The sequence below is a fragment of the Tateyamaria omphalii genome, assembly GCF_001969365.1.
GTDB lineage: Bacteria > Pseudomonadota > Alphaproteobacteria > Rhodobacterales > Rhodobacteraceae > Tateyamaria > Tateyamaria omphalii_A.
The window spans coordinates 136,401-151,780 of the sequence record NZ_CP019312.1; the positions used below are offsets into that span (position 1 = coordinate 136,401).

A 15,380-nucleotide genomic window follows, 5' to 3' on the forward strand; every position below is an offset into this window, starting at 1 on the left:
ATGTTCACGCACAAACGCTCCGACTTTCCCGAGGGGTTTCTCTTCGGGGCCGCAACCTCTGCCTACCAGATCGAAGGACACGCATACGGTGGCGCAGGGCGCGCGATGTGGGACGACTTCGCCGCCACGCCCGGCAACGTGGTCCGGGCCGAAGATGGCGCGCGCGCCTGCGACCATTATCATCGGTATGAAAGCGACCTTGACCTGCTGCGTGACGGCGGTTTCGACGCCTACCGTTTCTCCACAAGCTGGGCGAGGGTCATGCCGGACGGTCGCAAGGTGAACGGCGAAGGGCTCGAATTCTACGACCGGCTTGTCGATGCCATGCTGGAACGCAACCTCAAACCCTGTGCCACGCTTTACCATTGGGAACTGCCCTCGGCGCTCGCCGACCTTGGCGGCTGGCGCAACCGCGATATCGCGCACTGGTTCGGCGACTTCACCGAGGCCGTGATGGCCCGCATTGGCGATCGCACCTATTCGGTCGCCACGATCAACGAATTCTGGTGCGTGTCGTGGCTGTCCCACTTCGCCGGCCACCATGCGCCCGGCCTGCGCGACATCCGCGCCACGGCCCGCGCCATGCACCACGTGCTGCTGGCGCACGGTACGTCCATCGAACGGATGCGCGGCATGGGGGTCGGCAACCTCGGCGCCGTCTTCAACATGGAATGGGCCGCGCCCGCCGATGACAGCCCGCAAGCGGCAGAGGCGGCCGCCCTTTACGACGACTACTACAACCACTTCTTCGTCTCGGGCGCGTTCAAGGGGACGTATCCCGACCGCCTTGTCGCAGCGCTTGGGCCCCACTTCCCCGACCGCTGGCAAGAAGATATGGCCACCATCAAGGTCCCGCTAGACTGGGCCGGGATCAACTACTACACCCGTTCGATCCTCGCGCCGAACGACGGCCCATGGCCCCACCATCACAGCGTCGAGGGGCCGCTGGAAAAAACGCAAATGGGGTGGGAGGTCTACCCGCAAGGTCTGCACGATTTCCTTGTGCGGACAGCAGCGGAATATACCGGCGATCTGCCGCTTTATGTCACAGAAAACGGAATGGCCAATGCCGATACGCTCACGAAGGGCGCCGTGCAGGACGACGCGCGTATCGCCTATTTCCAAAGCCATCTACAAGCGGTGCGCGACGCCATCGCGAAGGGCGTGCCGGTCCAGGGCTACATGGCCTGGTCACTCATGGACAATTTTGAATGGGCGCTTGGCTACGAAAAACGCTTCGGCATGGTCCACGTCGATTTCGAAACGCTGGACCGCACGCCCAAAGCATCATGGCATGCGTTCAAGGAAATCCTGACCTAGCTCAGAAACGTGTCCACCACGTGCTGCTGCAATTTCTTCCCGTCCGGGTCCAAGTCAGTCTTCAGCGCGCAAAACGCCTCGCCCCATTTTGATGTGCGCGTCCGAAGGGGCGGGCCATCGGAGGCCATGCACTCCATCACGATGGCGGCCACCTCATCCGCAGTCTGGTAGATGTCGCCACCAGCGGCCCGTTCCTGCGCGCCGCTCACGTATTTCTGCAGGATCGGCAGATATTCGTCATCCAGCATCCCGCCGGTCTCTTCCACGTGATTCATCACGTTGGCGGCAAAGTCCGACGCGATGCCACCTGGCTCCACAACCGTGAAGTTGATCCCGAAATGGGGTGAGATATAGGATGACATCGCCTCCATGTACCCCTCGACGGCAAACTTGGCGGCACAGTAAATCTCGTTGAACAGCTGGCCGACCAGTCGGCCAGCAGACGAGATTGTGATGACATGCCCGGCCCGCCGCTCGCGGAATTGGGCGATCAGCGCCTTGGTGCAGCGCACAACGCCCATGAAATTCACGTCCATGACCCAGTTGATGTCGTCTTCGCTCGCCTGTTCGGTCGAACGGACAAACCCGGCACCTGCATTATTGATCAAAACATCGACCTGCCCTTCGGCCCGTATCACCTCATCCACACAAGCTGCGACCGAGGCGCTGTCCTGCACGTCGAGCTGCGAGACGTTCACAGTGACCCGGGCCGCCTTCGCTGCGTCATCCGGTGCCCCGCGTTTGGACAGATTGCGCATGGTGGCGTAGACGCGGTGCCCGGCCTGCGCCGCGTGCACCGCCAATGAAATCCCAAGGCCCGAGGAACACCCGGTGATCAGAACGACTTTCGACATGGGCGCATCTCCTCGATTTCGGGCTCATCGCTGCCATGCGGTGCGGCGCGCCCGACAGTCAAACCGGCGCCTATGGCAAGGGCTGTCCTACATCCACTGCCGGGGATCGACAGCCTGCCCTGTGCGCGCGCTTTCCTGCGCGGCCATGCCCATTGCCACGGCGGCCCAGCCATCGGCCAGCGTAACCTCCGGCGTGCCCTGACCCCGGACGACCGCGGCAAAGCGTTGATGCTGGTAAAAGGTCGACCCGTTGTGATCGCCCGCCTCAAGCAACGTCGGATCAACCGGGATATCATGTGTCATCGGTCCCTGCGGATGGCGCGGCGATGTCACCAGCTTGGCGACCGGGGCAGCGCCCAGATGGTCTGGCCAGAAACGGCCCGGACCGGGGACAAACGCCTCGATCTTGCCCGCGGGGCCGACGGCAGACAGTTCTTCCTGATAGGCGGAGCCTTCGGCGAACATGCACAATTCGAGCATCGCGCGCGTGCCGTTGTCGAAATCGACGATGGCATATCCGCTGTCGATGATGTCTGGCACCGCGCCGTCGTAATCTTCGTCCAGATGGTTCACAGCCTGCGCGGCCGAGGCCATGACGCGCAGCGGCTCCGCCCCCATCGCCAGCCGCATCAGGTCAAAGAAGTGGCAGCATTTTTCGACGAAAGTCCCGCCGGTGTAGCGGTTGAAGCGGTTCCAATCGCCGACCTTCTCCAGAAACGGAAAGCGGTGCTCGCGCACGGAGAGTTGCTTGATCCCACCGGTTGCGTCGGCAGCCTTTTCAAGAAACTGCGCGATCACCGGCATGTACCGATACTCCATCGCCACCCAGATCGGCGCGGGATAACTGTCGCGGAACGCCGCCAGCTTTGCGGCATCCCCAGGGTCCGTGAACAGTGGCTTTTCGACCAGCAGGGGCAGGGCGCGTGTGGCGGCGATCTCCTCCATCTGAGCAATATGGCAGTGGTTCGGGCTGACGATCAGCAGGCAGTCCAGCTCTTTCACGGCCAGCAACGCCTGCACGGATCCCACGCGCGTTGCCGCAGGCGCAATCGCCGACGCCCGCGCCGCCATCCCGTCATCCGGTTCATAGAACGCGGCCACGCTTGTCTCGGGCAGCAGCGCGATATTGCGCATGTGTTCCTGCCCCATCATGCCGCATCCGATGATGCCGTAGCGTACCTGTTCCAAGCGTCGTTCCTTCACTTCATTCGTTGCACATAAACGGCCCGCGCGGGGTCGTACCATGTGCGGGAAAATTCAATGGGTGCCGCTGCGTCCGCCCAGCTCAATCGCTCGATATACCCCACCGTATCTCCGGGGCGCGGAGCGTAGGCGTCAGGTGCCCAGTCCGGCACGGGACCAAGCGACACCCGGTCCTCGGCCAGCCGAATCCACAGACCCAGTTCCTTGCGATAGGTGGCGTAAAGGGATTCGGACATCGTCGCTTCGGACACGAGGCCCGCGTCCGCATCGAGCCAAATTTCCTCCACAGCCATGATTGTGTCATTCAGCGACCGCAACCGCCGGATGCGTGTGGCCTGCCGCGCGGTTCCGAAGGCGGGCAGATCGACGGGCTTGTCCATGAGGTCCATCGACAGCACCCGCGCCCGTGGTAACCCGCCGCCCTCCAGCAGCTCCAGCCGGAACATCGCATAGACGGTGCCCGTGTCGCCGCCCGCCCGGATGTAGTTGCCCGACCCCTGAACGCTCTCGACCAGCCCCTTGTCGCCCATGTCGCGCAGGGCCTTGCGCAGTGTGCCGACGCTCACGCCCAACTCGGCTGCCATGTCCCTCTCGGGCGGCAGCCGTTCGCCGTCGATCAAGCGGCCCGCCACAATGTCGCGGGTCAGAAGCTCGGCAATCTGCACATAGATCGGCAGCGCATGCGGGGTTTGGCGGGGGCTGGTCACGTGATGTTTGTGCGGGCAGGATGTTAAAATTGATACACCATTGATCTACATCAATGACAGTGTTACGCAAGTGTCAAGTTGACCCAAGCGGAAAGTGCGCCGATGACTATCGTCCCCATCACATCCCCAGACCTAGACGCGGCAGAAGTGTCCTGGTTTTCGGCGCTGTGCTCGGACGACTACCAGTTCCTTGGCGTACCCGACGGCGGCTTGCGGTCAAGCTGGGCACATTGTTCTGATATCGTTAAGGAGGCCGAGGTGCAGGGCTTCCGCAACATCCTCTGCCCATCGTCGTATCAAGTGGGGCAGGATACGCTGTCCTTCGTCGCGGGCTGCGCGCCGATCACCTCCAAGATCAACCTTTTGGCCGCCGTGCGCTGTGGCGAGATGCAGCCGGTCATGCTGGCGCGCACCATCGCCACGCTCGATCACATGCTCGAAGGTCGCCTGACGGTGAATATCATCTCGTCGGACTTCCCCGGCGAAAAGGCCGATAGCGACTACCGGTATCAACGCTCGCGCGAAGTGGTCGAAATCCTGAAACAGGCGTGGACCCGGGATGAGATCAATTACGAGGGCGAGGTTTACAATTTCCAGGGCCTTACCACTGACCCCGTGCGCCCCTACCAGTCTGGCGGCCCGCTCCTCTATTTCGGGGGGTATAGCCCTTCCGCGCTCGAACTCTGCGGCCAGCATTGCGATGTCTACCTGATGTGGCCGGAGCCCAAGGACAACATCGCGCAGCGCATGCGCGACGTGAACGCAGTGGCCGAGAAATACGACCGCACGCTCGACTACGGTCTGCGGGTCCACATGATCGTGCGCGACACCGAAGCTGAAGCGCGCGAATATGCAGATTACATCGTGTCCAAGTTGGATGATGAGTATGGCCAGCTGATCCGCGACCGGGCACTCGACAGCACATCGCTGGGCGTTGCTCATCAGGCGAAGGCGCGCGAGCTTGCGGACAAGTTCGGCTATGTCGAACCGGGGCTTTGGACCGGCGTAGGTCGTGCGCGGTCAGGCTGCGGCGCGGCGCTGGTGGGCTCCACCGATCAGGTCATGTCCAAGATCGAAGACTACCAGAAAATGGGCATTCGCGCCTTCATCTTCTCGGGCTACCCGCATCTGGAAGAGGCAAAACATTTCGGCGCCCGCGTCATGCCGCACTTGAAAACCTGTTCTTTGCCCCATGCTTATGGCCGGGTGCCCGCACAGGCGCCAGCAACACCACTCGCCGCAGGAGAGCGCCGCTAATGGACCGCGTCCACCTATCCGATACCCTGAATGTCTCGCGCATCGTCTATGGCATGTGGCGGCTGGCCGATGACAGCGACACGTCGACCTCCCATGTGCAGGCCAAAATCCACGCCTGCCTTGATCAGGGGATCACCACTTTTGACCAGGCCGACATCTACGGCGGCTATGTGGCCGAGGCGGTGCTGGGCGCGTCGCTCAAGGCTGACCCCGGCTTGCGCGGCAAGATGGAGATCGTGACCAAATGCGACATCGTCGCCCCCATGGGCCGCTACGCTGATGCGCCGGTCAAATACTACGACACCTCCCGCGCGCACATCATGCAAAGCATCGAAAATTCGTTGCGCGATATGGCCATCGACCACATCGACCTCTTGCTGATCCACCGCCCCGACCCGTTCATGGACCACCATGAAACGGGCGCCGCGCTGGACGACGCCGTGGCGTCTGGCAAGGTCGGCGCCGTGGGCGTTTCAAACTTCCGGCCCTGGGACTGGACCCTCCTGCAATCCGCGATGAAAACGCCACTGCGCACCAACCAGATCGAAATCAGCCTGAGCGAAATCTCCCCCTTCACGAACGGCGACCTCGCCTTTCACCAGCAGCACGGTCAACCGCCCATGGCATGGTCGCCGCTGGGCGGTGGCGGTCTGATGACGGGCAGCGACAAGCTGCACAAGGTCATGGACGACATCGCAAGCGCCCAAGGCGTCGACCGCGCCGCAGTCGCCACAGCCTTCCTGCTGGCGCATCCCGCAAACATCATTCCGGTTATGGGCACCAACAATCTTGACCGGATCAAAAACATCGGCGCTGCAACAAGGGTTGCGTTGGACCGACCCACGTGGTTCCGTCTCTACGAGGCGGCGCTCGGACATGAGGTGGCCTGATGACAATGCAAAGCCCACAGCAACCCACAGTGTTTTCTCCCGACGCCAATTCCAGCCGCCAGTTGCGCGATGCCTTCGGCAAGTTCGCAACAGGTGTCACCGTGATTACGGCCCCCAGCACGGACGGCCCCATCGCGATCGTCGCCAACAGCTTTTCTTCCGTCTCGCTCGATCCCGCCCTTGTGCTGTGGTCGGTGGACAGGAGCGCCCGCCGCTTCCCATATTTCGAAGCCGCCGCTCACTACGCCATTCACGTGCTCGCAGCAGAACAAGGGGACCTGTGCAAACAGGCAGCCCGCAACGCGCATGTCCTCGACGATAACCCCCACACGCTGAACGCAGATGGCGTTCCGCTGATTGATCATTGCCTTGCCCGCTTTGAATGTCGCAGGGTGGCGGCACATGACGCGGGAGACCATGTCATCATCGTGGGCCAGGTCCAGCGCACCGAAATGCGCGATGGGCAGCCGCTCACATTCTTCGGGGGCGATTTCGGCTCCGTCACGTCCTGACGTGAAAAACGACCCGCCCGCGGGGTGAAAGCGGAAAATGGGCCACGGCGGGACGAACCGCCGGGCGACCGACAAAGGGAGGGCCCTTCATGGGTCTGTTACTGACGGTGCTTGCACCGCTGGCTTGGGTGAACGGCGCCCTGCTCAAGATCGGGCGCGCCATCGGTATCGTGGCGATTGCGGCCATGGTGATTGCGATCCTGATCCAGGTCGTGGCCCGTTATGTGTTCAACAACGCGCTGCCCTGGCCGGATGAGGCCGCACGGTTCTGCATGCTCTGGATGACCGGGCTCATGGCGCCCACCGCCTTTCGGCGCGGCGGGTTCGTGGCACTCGACATGATCTCTGGCGTGCTGCCGCGCGCCATTGCGGCCATTTTGGGTCTCGTGCTGCTGCTGATCTCGATTGCGATCCTGCTGGTGGCGTTGCCCATCGGTATTTCCGAGGTCACGGGCTTTGGAGGCCGCTTCGCCACCGCGTCGCTCTACCTGCCCACGCTCGACGGTTGGTTCCGTGTGCCGCGCAGCTGGATGATGCTGTCACTTCTTGTCGGTGTGGTCCTTCTGCTTTTGGTCAATGTCGAGTTGATCCTGCGCAAACTGGTCGAGCTTATGGGCGGCGGCGACAAGTTGCCCGACCTCGATCTGGGCGACATGGCAGCGGGGAGCGAGTGATATGCTGATCTGGTTCCTGCCGCTCTTTCTGCTGTTCCTTCTGATCGGCCTGCCTGTCTTCTTCGGCCTGCTCGCCGCCCCCGGCATCCTGCTTTACCTCAACGGGCAAGAGCGTGACATCACGCTGCTCTACCGCAACGTCTACAACGGCATGGACAGCTTCCCGCTGATGGCGATCCCGTTCTTCATGCTGGCGGGCGAGTTGATGAACAAGGGCGGGATCACGATCCGGCTTGTCCAGTTCTCCCAAGCGCTCATGGGCCATCTGCGCGGCGGGCTTGCGCAAGTGAACGTCCTGTCCTCCATCCTCTTCGCAGGGCTCTCGGGCTCTGCCGTGGCCGACACCTCCGCGCTCGGCTCCATGCTTGTCCCCGCGATGGAGAAAGAGGGCTACACCCGCCGCTATGCCGCCGCCATCACCGCCGCGTCCTCGGTCATCGGCCCGATCATCCCGCCCTCGGGCATCATGATCATCTACGCCTATGTGATGGGGGAATCGGTCGCCGCCCTTTTCCTTGCAGGTATCGTCCCCGGCATCCTGGTCGGCGTTGGCCTTATGGTGATGATCCGCCTCACCGCGGACCGCTATGACCTGCCCGCCGCCAAGCGGGTCGAGTTTGATGGCGTGGAACTCGGGGCGCTCGAAAAATGGGTCAGCTTTGCGCTGGTCCGCCTCAATATCGGCCTCCTGATCTGGGTCATCGCCCCTCTACCGGAGACGACGGGTCTTCTCACATGGGTCACTTTCATCGCATCACTGCTGGTCGCCCACGCCCTCATGCTGGCCCTGCGCACGCAGGTCTCATCCGAATTCCGCACCATCTGCAAACGCGCCATCGTGCCGCTGCAAACGCCGGTCCTGATCCTAGGCGGCATCTTGGGCGGCGTCTTTACCCCAACCGAAGCGGCCGCGGTTGCAGTGGCCTACGCCGTCTTTGTCGCCTTCTTCGTCCTGCGGACCATGTCGCTCAAGGACCTTCCCGACATCCTCAGCCGCGCGGGTCTGACCTCCGCCGTCGTGCTGCTGCTCGTCGGCGCGGCGCTCGCGTTCAAAACGGTTGTCTCGCTCAGCTACGCGCCTCAAATCCTCGCCGATTTCATCCTCACGCTGTCGGAAAACCCGCTGGTCCTGCTGTTCCTGATCAACCTGCTCCTGTTCATCGTCGGCATGTTCCTCGATGCAGGGCCTGCGATCATCATCCTTGGCCCGATCCTTGGCCCCATTTTCGTCGATCTTGGCGTGGATCCGATCCATTTCGCCATCATCATGTCGGTGAACCTGACCGTGGGGCTGGCAACGCCGCCCATGGGGCTTGTGCTGTTCGTCGCCGCTGCTGTCAGCCGGGAAAAGGTCGAAACGATTGCCAAGGCGATCCTGCCGTTCCTTGCAATCGAAATCGCGGTGATCTTCCTGATCACCTATGTGCCCGCCATTTCCATGACCATTCCCCGCCTGACGGGGTTTGCCAACTAATCCAGAGCTTTGAACCGGGAGGACCAAACCACATGCTCAAAACAACCCTCAAAACCCTGACCGCAGCCGCGCTTGTCGCAGGCTCGGCCATGATGGCGACGGCGCAAGACTACACGATCCGCGCCACCGCCAATTCGAACACCAATGACGAAGACTATGACGGCCTCGTCGTCTTCAAGAACTATGTTGAGGCGGCCTCGAACGGTGCCATCGCGGTGGAGTTGTTCATCGGCACACAGCTTTGCTCGAACGGTGCGGAATGCCTGCAGGGCGTGGCTGACGGCTCGATCGACGTCTACATTTCCACTTCGGGCGGCGCTTCGGGCATCTTCCCGTACGTTCAGGTGCTCGATCTGCCGTACCTGATGGCCGATGACCGCATCGCGGAACATGTCCTGTCGGGCGACTTCACCCGTACAATGCGCGACATGGCGCTTGAGGATTCCGGTGGCGCAATCCGCCTGATGACCATCGGCAACACCGGCGGCTGGCGCAACTTCGCCAACACGCAACGCCGCGTGGCTGAACCGTCGGACATGGAGGGGCTGAAAATCCGCACTGTGGTCGCCGACCTGCCGCAGGAACTGGTCAAGGCACTGGGCGCATCGCCCACCCCGATCCCGTGGCCCGAACTGTTCACCTCGTTCCAGACCGGCGTTGTTGAAGGGTCGAAAAACGGCATCACCGACATCATGGGCATGAAATTCCCTGATGCGGGCCTGCAATACGTCACGCTCGACGGCCACGCCTACATGGGTGCACTGTGGTGGATGTCGAACGAAAACTTTATGGCTATGCCAGAAGACATGCGCCGCGTCGTGGTCGACGGCTTCTATGCGCTGCAACAGGCGACCTTCGCCTCGCCCAAGCGCAAGTCGATCCAGGCATATGAAGACTTCGTCGCTGGCGGCGGTGACCTCTATGTGCCCACGCCTGAACAGAAAGCGGCCTTCGCCGAAGCAGCCGCCCCGGTCAACGACTGGTTCGTGGCCAACGTGGCCCGTGGCGACGAAATCCTCGCCGCCCTGCAAGAGGCTGTGGCCGCCGCCGAAGCAGAAGTGAACGCCGCGCGCGACGCTGACCTGAACTAGGGCGGATCAAGATCCACCTTACGATTGGGCCGTCCTATCCGGGGCGGCCTCTTTCATGCGAATAGCACCTGACTGCATCACACCGCCGCGTAGTCAAACCCGTGCGCCACCAACTGCCGCCACCGCCTTTGCCGATGCGCGTAAAACGACCGCGCAAACCGCGCCACAGCCCACGTCAGCACACCCGCCTCAATGGTAACCCGGTCGGTGTAGCGGGTGCCTGCACCCTCCGGTGCCACGGACACCAGATGATCCCACCGCCGGATGATCGCGCTTGACCCGTTGTCCCGGATATACCGCACGCCCTCCGCGCCCTCGGGATGCGAAATGCGGATGACCTGCCGACCAAGCGGAACGACCCCGCGCCACGTCATCCTGACGATATAGTCGCCATCCACCCATCGCTCGGGCAATTGCGCGGGCTCGACGGGATCAAAGCGCAGGATCGGATGCGCCACAAAGGACAAAAGCCGCGGGGTGTGTAGTGCGTCCCACACACGGTCCGGCGGCGCATCAAGAAAGGTGGACAGCTCAATGTCATGCATGCCTACGATCCTACCAAAAAACGTAACCCGGCGGTAGCGGAGCAGGGCCACTCGGAAACGCTCTTCGTGTCCGATCGGCTACGTCCTTACCGCGCCGCTGCACAACCGATCACGGACAGTCGAATGCGCCCATGGCCTCCAGCACCGCGTATGAGGTCGAGCGTCGCAAGTCGACGTAAGAGCGGTCCGGCATGTCCAAATTGAACGCGAAAAGATAGGTCTCCGCGCTGCAACGTAGCCAGCCAACATACCACCCGATATCCATGCCATCTCTGCGAAAACGCCAGCCTGTCTTGCTGTACATGGTCCAACCGTCGCCCGCATCCGATTGCATGATCGTATCGGCAGCGGAGTAGGTTTCATCGGACAGCGATAGGTCGCGCCTTGACAGCCGTTTCAGGAAGTCCGTCTGCTCTACAGCTGAAATCTGCAGCGTGTCATCCAACCAGTAGGTCGTCAGTGTCGCCTCGGTTCCCGCCTCGGCATTGCCGTAGTCGAAACGACCAAGCCATTCGGTCATGCCCGCCAATCCGACGCGACGAGCAATCTCCTGATACACCCAGACAACGGAATTCGGGAACGCCGAACTCAGGCTGTGATCACGGTTCCACCCGTCAAATGTGCGGCGCTTGCCGTCCCATTCGAACACGGTGTCGGGCTGGGCGACCCCTGTTTGCAGGGCAATCAGTGTGTGCGGGATCTTGGACGTCGAGGCGGGGGAATAGCGCTGGTTGGACCGGTCCGCATTGCTCACCCACATCTGGTTGTCCGACAGGCGACGCACCACAATTGTTGACGCAGTAACCTGGACGCCTGCCGCCGCGACAGTATCGGACACGTCGATAGGGTCAGCCACCGCACCCGAAGCGAAAAAGACGAGACCGGACAAAGCGAACAGACGCGCTGTTGCGGCCCCGAACACTTGCATGAAGGACGAACTGCTCATGTGTTGATTTCCTTGAGGGAGGAGTTTTGGAAAAATAGGATTGAAGCGGTTTTACCAATACATAGCCTGCCAACAATGGGTCTCGCCCTTGAGATAGGGCACCGATGGCAGGCCATGGCGGTAAGTAAAATCGCCCCCATGACACCGCAAGTGGGCCGCATGAAATGACATCCACCGTGAGCCAGAATTCGCCCAGTAGGTGTATGCTTCGCGTCACCGGCGGACCCTACAAACACCGAAGGCAACGCGCGGATCGGACAGCGCAACAGATACTGCCACCCACTTGCCCCCGCCGTGCAGCCACGCAATGCTGCTGCCACAGACATCAACCAAACAGGTGCCACCAATGTCCCAAACTGACAAAGCCACAGCCTTTGCCGCTCTTCACGTTCCCGGCACGCCGGTGGTGATCTACAACATCTGGGACGCAGGATCGGCCAAGGCGGTCGCCGGGGCAGGGGCGGCGGCCATCGCAACCGGCAGTTGGTCCGTGGCCGAGGCGCAGGGCTTTCCCGATGGCGAACAGATCCCGCTCGACGTGCTGTTGCCCATCGCCCAGCGGATCGCGGATTGCGTCGATGTGCCGGTCTCAATCGACTTCGAGGGGGGCTATGCTGTCGAACCCGAAGCGCTGGCGCACAACATCGCCGCCCTGATCGGCACCGGGGCCATCGGCCTGAATTTCGAAGATCAGGTGGTCGGCGGCGAAGGTCTGCACCCCATCGACACTCAGGTTGCCCGCATCAAGGCCGTGCGTGCGGCTGCCGATGCTGCGAAAGTCCCGCTCTTCATCAACGCGCGCACCGACCTGTTTCTGAAATCGAAACCCGACGCCCACGCCGATCATGTGGCCGAAGCGACCGACCGCGCCGCCGCTTACGCTGACGCGGGCGCCAGCGGCTTCTTCATCCCCGGCCTGACCGATCACGCCATGATCGAACGAATCTGCACCGCCACAGATCTGCCTGTCAACGTGATGATGCGCGGCGCGCTGGGATCAGTGTCAGAGGTCGCAGCACTCGGCGTAGCCCGCGCCAGCTACGGTCCTGGCCCCTTCGCCACCGCCATGACGCAAGCGGCCGAGGGGTACACCGCCGCAGCAGCCAGCTGAGGCGCTAGGGCGGGGTTCCCCCCGCCTTTTCCTAACAAAAAAGTAACCAGCGATGTTCAAACGGCAACGCAGGCCAAATGTGAACCAAGTTTTGGCCAGTGGCGGTACGACAACATGCGCGGTTTGGGGTCCAAAATGTACATTTCTACGAATTTGAACTGATTTTGACGCCGTACGCCCCCTTAACGCATCCGTACGGCGACAAGGCTTCCCAAGGCCCGCATCCGCTGCCAAACTCACCGAAACGGATACATCCACACCTTGTAATCAGCGACCAGAATATGCGCCCGATCAATCTCGTCCTTGGTCATTTTCTTGACCACTTCCTCCAGCGAAATCGCCGCATCCGGGTCGCCGCCGATGGCGCTCAAGGTGTACCACATATAGGCCCGGACAAGATCAGGCGCAGGCATCCCGCGCCCGACCTCATAGTACCATCCGACCCCGGATTGCGCGCCCGGATGCCCCTTCATCGACGACCGCAAATACCACTCAAACGCACGCTCATCGTCGCGCTCAACCCCCAGGCCCAAAGCGTACATGACACCGATCAGTTCCTCGGCATCCGCGTTGCCGGACCGGGCCGCGGGCCACAGCGCGTCATAGGCCGCCTTGTAGTCGCCAGCCTCCATCAGATCGCGCGCTTCCTCGATCTCTGCAAATGCCGGAAAGGCCATAAAAACAAGGGCTATGGCAAGTTTGCGCATGTGGTCCTCCTCGCTGCGGTACCGGCCTTCGCCGATGATCTGCCGCGTCCTTTGACACCTGATGATTTCATCGCCGTCGACCCCGCGCAAGCCAAACTCGGCCAGCTGCTGTTCTATGATCGCATCCTGTCAGGCAACCGCAATATCGCCTGTTCCACCTGCCACCATCCTGACCTTGGCACTGCCGACGGCCTGAGCCTTGGAATCGGGGAAGGGGGCGAAGGATTGGGGGCCGAGCGGACGGCAGGCACGGGCGAAAATCGCATCCGCAAACGCATCCCCCGGAATGCGCCCGGCCTATGGAACCTCGGCGCCCGCGATCTGCATACGATCTTCCACGATGGACGTCTCAGCGTGGCTGACACCTATGAGAATGGTTTCAATTCCCCGGCCGAGGAATGGCTGCCCGAAGGGCTGGATAACCTATTGGCCGCACAAGCAATTTTCCCCCTCGTCGCCCAATTCGAGATGGCCGGAAACCCCAAGGAAAACGAAGTTGCAGGCGCCATCCACCAACGTATGGACTACGCGTGGCCCATCCTCTCTGATCGCGTCCGTCACATTCCGGCCTATGCCGAAGGCTTCGCGGGCGCCTACGACCACATCATGACCGCCGAAGACATCACCATCGCCGACATCGCCAACGCACTCAGCGCCTTTATGATCTGGGAATGGACCAGCTTCGACAGCCCGTTCGACGCATATCTCGCAGGCGATGAAACCGCGCTGGAATCCATGGAAAAGGCAGGCATGGCGCTGTTCTACGGCAAGGCCAAGTGCAGCACCTGTCACGCCGGTCCGTTGATGACCGATCAGCAGTTCCACGCCATCGGATTGCCCCCATTCGGTCCGGGCCGCACGCGCCGCTTCGATCCAATGGTGCGCGATGTGGGCCGCATGGGCGAAAGCGACGCGCTGGAAGACGCCTACGCCTTCAAGACGCCGATGCTCAGAAACGTTGCTCTTACAGCACCTTACGGACACAACGGCGCTTATCCCACGCTCGAAGGGATCGTGCGCCACCATCTAGACCCGGCGCGCGGGTTCGAGACGTGGACACCCGATATGGCCGCCCTGCCGGATGTCCCGTGGCTCGCGCACGTCGATTTCATGGTCTGGCAAGACAGCCGCGAAATCGCACGTCAACGCGCCGCCATCACGTTGCAGCCCAACCTGATGAGCGATGCAGGCATCGACGCCATAGTTGCTTTTCTGGAGGCCCTGACCGGCCGTTCAGCGCATGAGGACAAGCTGGGCGTTCCCGCGTCCGTCCCAAGCGGTCTTCCGGTCGATCCGCGCCTTACGCCCTAGCGCCCTTTCCACACCGGATCGCGCTTTTCCGCGAAGGCGCGGGCGCCTTCCAACTGATCTTCGGATCGATACAGTTTTTCGACCGTCGGCAGTTGGCTGTTGGTGATGCGATTCATCGCATCCTGAAACTTCGAATCCTCGGCATCGCGCACCACCTCTTTGATGGCTGCATAAACCAGCGGTGGACCAGAGGCGATCAGCCGGGCAAGCTCCCACGCTCGGTCCATAAGTCCTTGCGCTGGAAAGATTTCATTGACCAGCCCCCAGCGATACGCTTCCTCGGCATCGAACCAGCGACCGGTCAACAAAAGCTCCATCGCGATGTGATAGGGTATGCGCTTGGGCAATTTGATGCTGGCGGCATCGGCCACCGTACCCGACCGTATTTCAGGCAGGGCAAAGGTGGCGTGATCGGCGGCGAGGATCATGTCTGCACTCAACGCCAGCTCTAATCCACCGCCGCAGGCAATCCCGTTCACGGCGGCAATCACCGGCTTGTTGAGCCCGCGCAATTCCTGCAAGCCACCAAAGCCACCGACGCCATAATCGCCATCCACCGCGTCACCATCCGCAGCCGCCTTCAGGTCCCAACCGGGGGAAAAGAATTTCTCGCCCGCGCCCGTCACAATCGCCACGCGCAGCTCTGGATCGTCCCGGAACGCCATGAAGGTTTCGCCCATGACCCGACTGGTCGCAAGGTCGATCGCATTGGCCTTTGGCCGGTCCAGCGTGACTTCCAGTATCGCGCCCTCGCGCCTTGTTTTTATGGGGCTCATGG

At 61.9% G+C, this 15,380-nt stretch carries 16 protein-coding genes; 9 read left to right on the top strand and 7 right to left on the bottom strand.

Features of this window, described 5'->3' with window-relative positions; translation table 11 throughout:
- Positions 1-1,320: a GH1 family beta-glucosidase gene (locus BWR18_RS00640; protein WP_076626205.1), complete on the top strand. Its 1,320-nt coding sequence runs from the start codon at positions 1-3 to the stop codon at positions 1,318-1,320.
- Here the strand turns inward: BWR18_RS00640 and BWR18_RS00645 are convergent.
- The 3 genes from BWR18_RS00645 to BWR18_RS00655 form a co-directional block, all read right to left on the bottom strand.
- On the bottom strand, positions 1,317-2,174 hold the full coding sequence (locus tag BWR18_RS00645; RefSeq protein WP_076626206.1) for an SDR family oxidoreductase: 858 nt from the start codon (positions 2,172-2,174) through the stop codon (positions 1,317-1,319). The two genes, BWR18_RS00640 and BWR18_RS00645, sit on opposite strands and share 4 nt — an antisense overlap.
- Before the next feature lie 87 nt (positions 2,175-2,261).
- Positions 2,262-3,362, bottom strand: coding sequence for a Gfo/Idh/MocA family protein (locus BWR18_RS00650; protein ID WP_302622826.1), 1,101 nt, complete (start codon positions 3,360-3,362; stop codon positions 2,262-2,264).
- A gap of 11 nt (positions 3,363-3,373) precedes the next feature.
- The gene (locus tag BWR18_RS00655; protein ID WP_076626208.1) at positions 3,374-4,084 is read right to left on the bottom strand and encodes a GntR family transcriptional regulator; all 711 of its coding nucleotides are present in this window, start codon (positions 4,082-4,084) and stop codon (positions 3,374-3,376) included.
- Between the two features lie 102 nt (positions 4,085-4,186).
- Here BWR18_RS00655 and BWR18_RS00660 point away from each other — a divergent pair, with 102 nt between their 5' ends.
- From BWR18_RS00660 to BWR18_RS00685, 6 genes are all read left to right on the top strand, one after another.
- Positions 4,187-5,341, top strand: coding sequence for an LLM class flavin-dependent oxidoreductase (locus tag BWR18_RS00660; RefSeq protein ID WP_076626210.1), 1,155 nt, complete (start codon positions 4,187-4,189; stop codon positions 5,339-5,341).
- Entirely contained in the window at positions 5,341-6,231 is an 891-nt protein-coding gene (locus tag BWR18_RS00665; protein WP_076626211.1) for an aldo/keto reductase, read from the top strand. Before BWR18_RS00660 ends, BWR18_RS00665 begins: the two co-directional genes overlap by 1 nt.
- Positions 6,231-6,743 (top strand): flavin reductase family protein, encoded by a 513-nt coding sequence (locus tag BWR18_RS00670; RefSeq protein ID WP_076626213.1) that lies wholly within the window; start codon positions 6,231-6,233, stop codon positions 6,741-6,743. Before BWR18_RS00665 ends, BWR18_RS00670 begins: the two co-directional genes overlap by 1 nt.
- 89 nt (positions 6,744-6,832) lie before the next feature.
- A complete protein-coding gene (locus BWR18_RS00675; RefSeq protein WP_076626215.1) occupies positions 6,833-7,417 on the top strand; it encodes a TRAP transporter small permease in 585 nt (194 codons plus the stop codon).
- A 1-nt stretch (position 7,418) separates the two neighbouring features.
- A complete protein-coding gene (locus tag BWR18_RS00680) occupies positions 7,419-8,891 on the top strand; it encodes a TRAP transporter large permease (RefSeq protein ID WP_076626216.1) in 1,473 nt (490 codons plus the stop codon).
- A 32-nt stretch (positions 8,892-8,923) separates the two neighbouring features.
- Positions 8,924-9,982, top strand: coding sequence for a TRAP transporter substrate-binding protein (locus tag BWR18_RS00685; RefSeq protein ID WP_076626218.1), 1,059 nt, complete (start codon positions 8,924-8,926; stop codon positions 9,980-9,982).
- A gap of 77 nt (positions 9,983-10,059) precedes the next feature.
- Here the strand turns inward: BWR18_RS00685 and BWR18_RS00690 are convergent, their stop codons facing one another.
- Complete coding sequence (locus BWR18_RS00690; protein ID WP_076626219.1) at positions 10,060-10,527, bottom strand: hypothetical protein; 468 nt, start codon at positions 10,525-10,527, stop codon at positions 10,060-10,062.
- A 109-nt stretch (positions 10,528-10,636) separates the two neighbouring features.
- Positions 10,637-11,473 carry a penicillin-binding transpeptidase domain-containing protein gene (locus BWR18_RS00695; protein ID WP_076626220.1) on the bottom strand — a complete coding sequence of 279 codons (837 nt, stop codon included), beginning with the start codon at positions 11,471-11,473 and terminating at the stop codon, positions 10,637-10,639.
- 346 nt (positions 11,474-11,819) lie between these two features.
- On the opposite strand from BWR18_RS00695, the gene BWR18_RS00700 reads away from it, so the two are divergent.
- The gene (locus BWR18_RS00700; RefSeq protein WP_076630033.1) at positions 11,820-12,584 is read left to right on the top strand and encodes an isocitrate lyase/PEP mutase family protein; all 765 of its coding nucleotides are present in this window, start codon (positions 11,820-11,822) and stop codon (positions 12,582-12,584) included.
- A gap of 236 nt (positions 12,585-12,820) precedes the next feature.
- On the opposite strand, the gene BWR18_RS00705 is transcribed toward BWR18_RS00700, so the two are convergent.
- Positions 12,821-13,291, bottom strand: coding sequence for a tetratricopeptide repeat protein (locus BWR18_RS00705; RefSeq protein WP_076626221.1), 471 nt, complete (start codon positions 13,289-13,291; stop codon positions 12,821-12,823).
- On the opposite strand from BWR18_RS00705, the gene BWR18_RS00710 reads away from it, so the two are divergent.
- Complete coding sequence (locus BWR18_RS00710; protein ID WP_076626222.1) at positions 13,292-14,602, top strand: cytochrome-c peroxidase; 1,311 nt, start codon at positions 13,292-13,294, stop codon at positions 14,600-14,602. It abuts the gene before it with no gap.
- On the opposite strand, the gene BWR18_RS00715 is transcribed toward BWR18_RS00710, so the two are convergent.
- Positions 14,599-15,378, bottom strand: coding sequence for a carnitinyl-CoA dehydratase (locus BWR18_RS00715; RefSeq protein ID WP_076626224.1), 780 nt, complete (start codon positions 15,376-15,378; stop codon positions 14,599-14,601). The two genes, BWR18_RS00710 and BWR18_RS00715, sit on opposite strands and share 4 nt — an antisense overlap.
- Between the last annotated feature and the right edge of the window lie 2 nt (positions 15,379-15,380).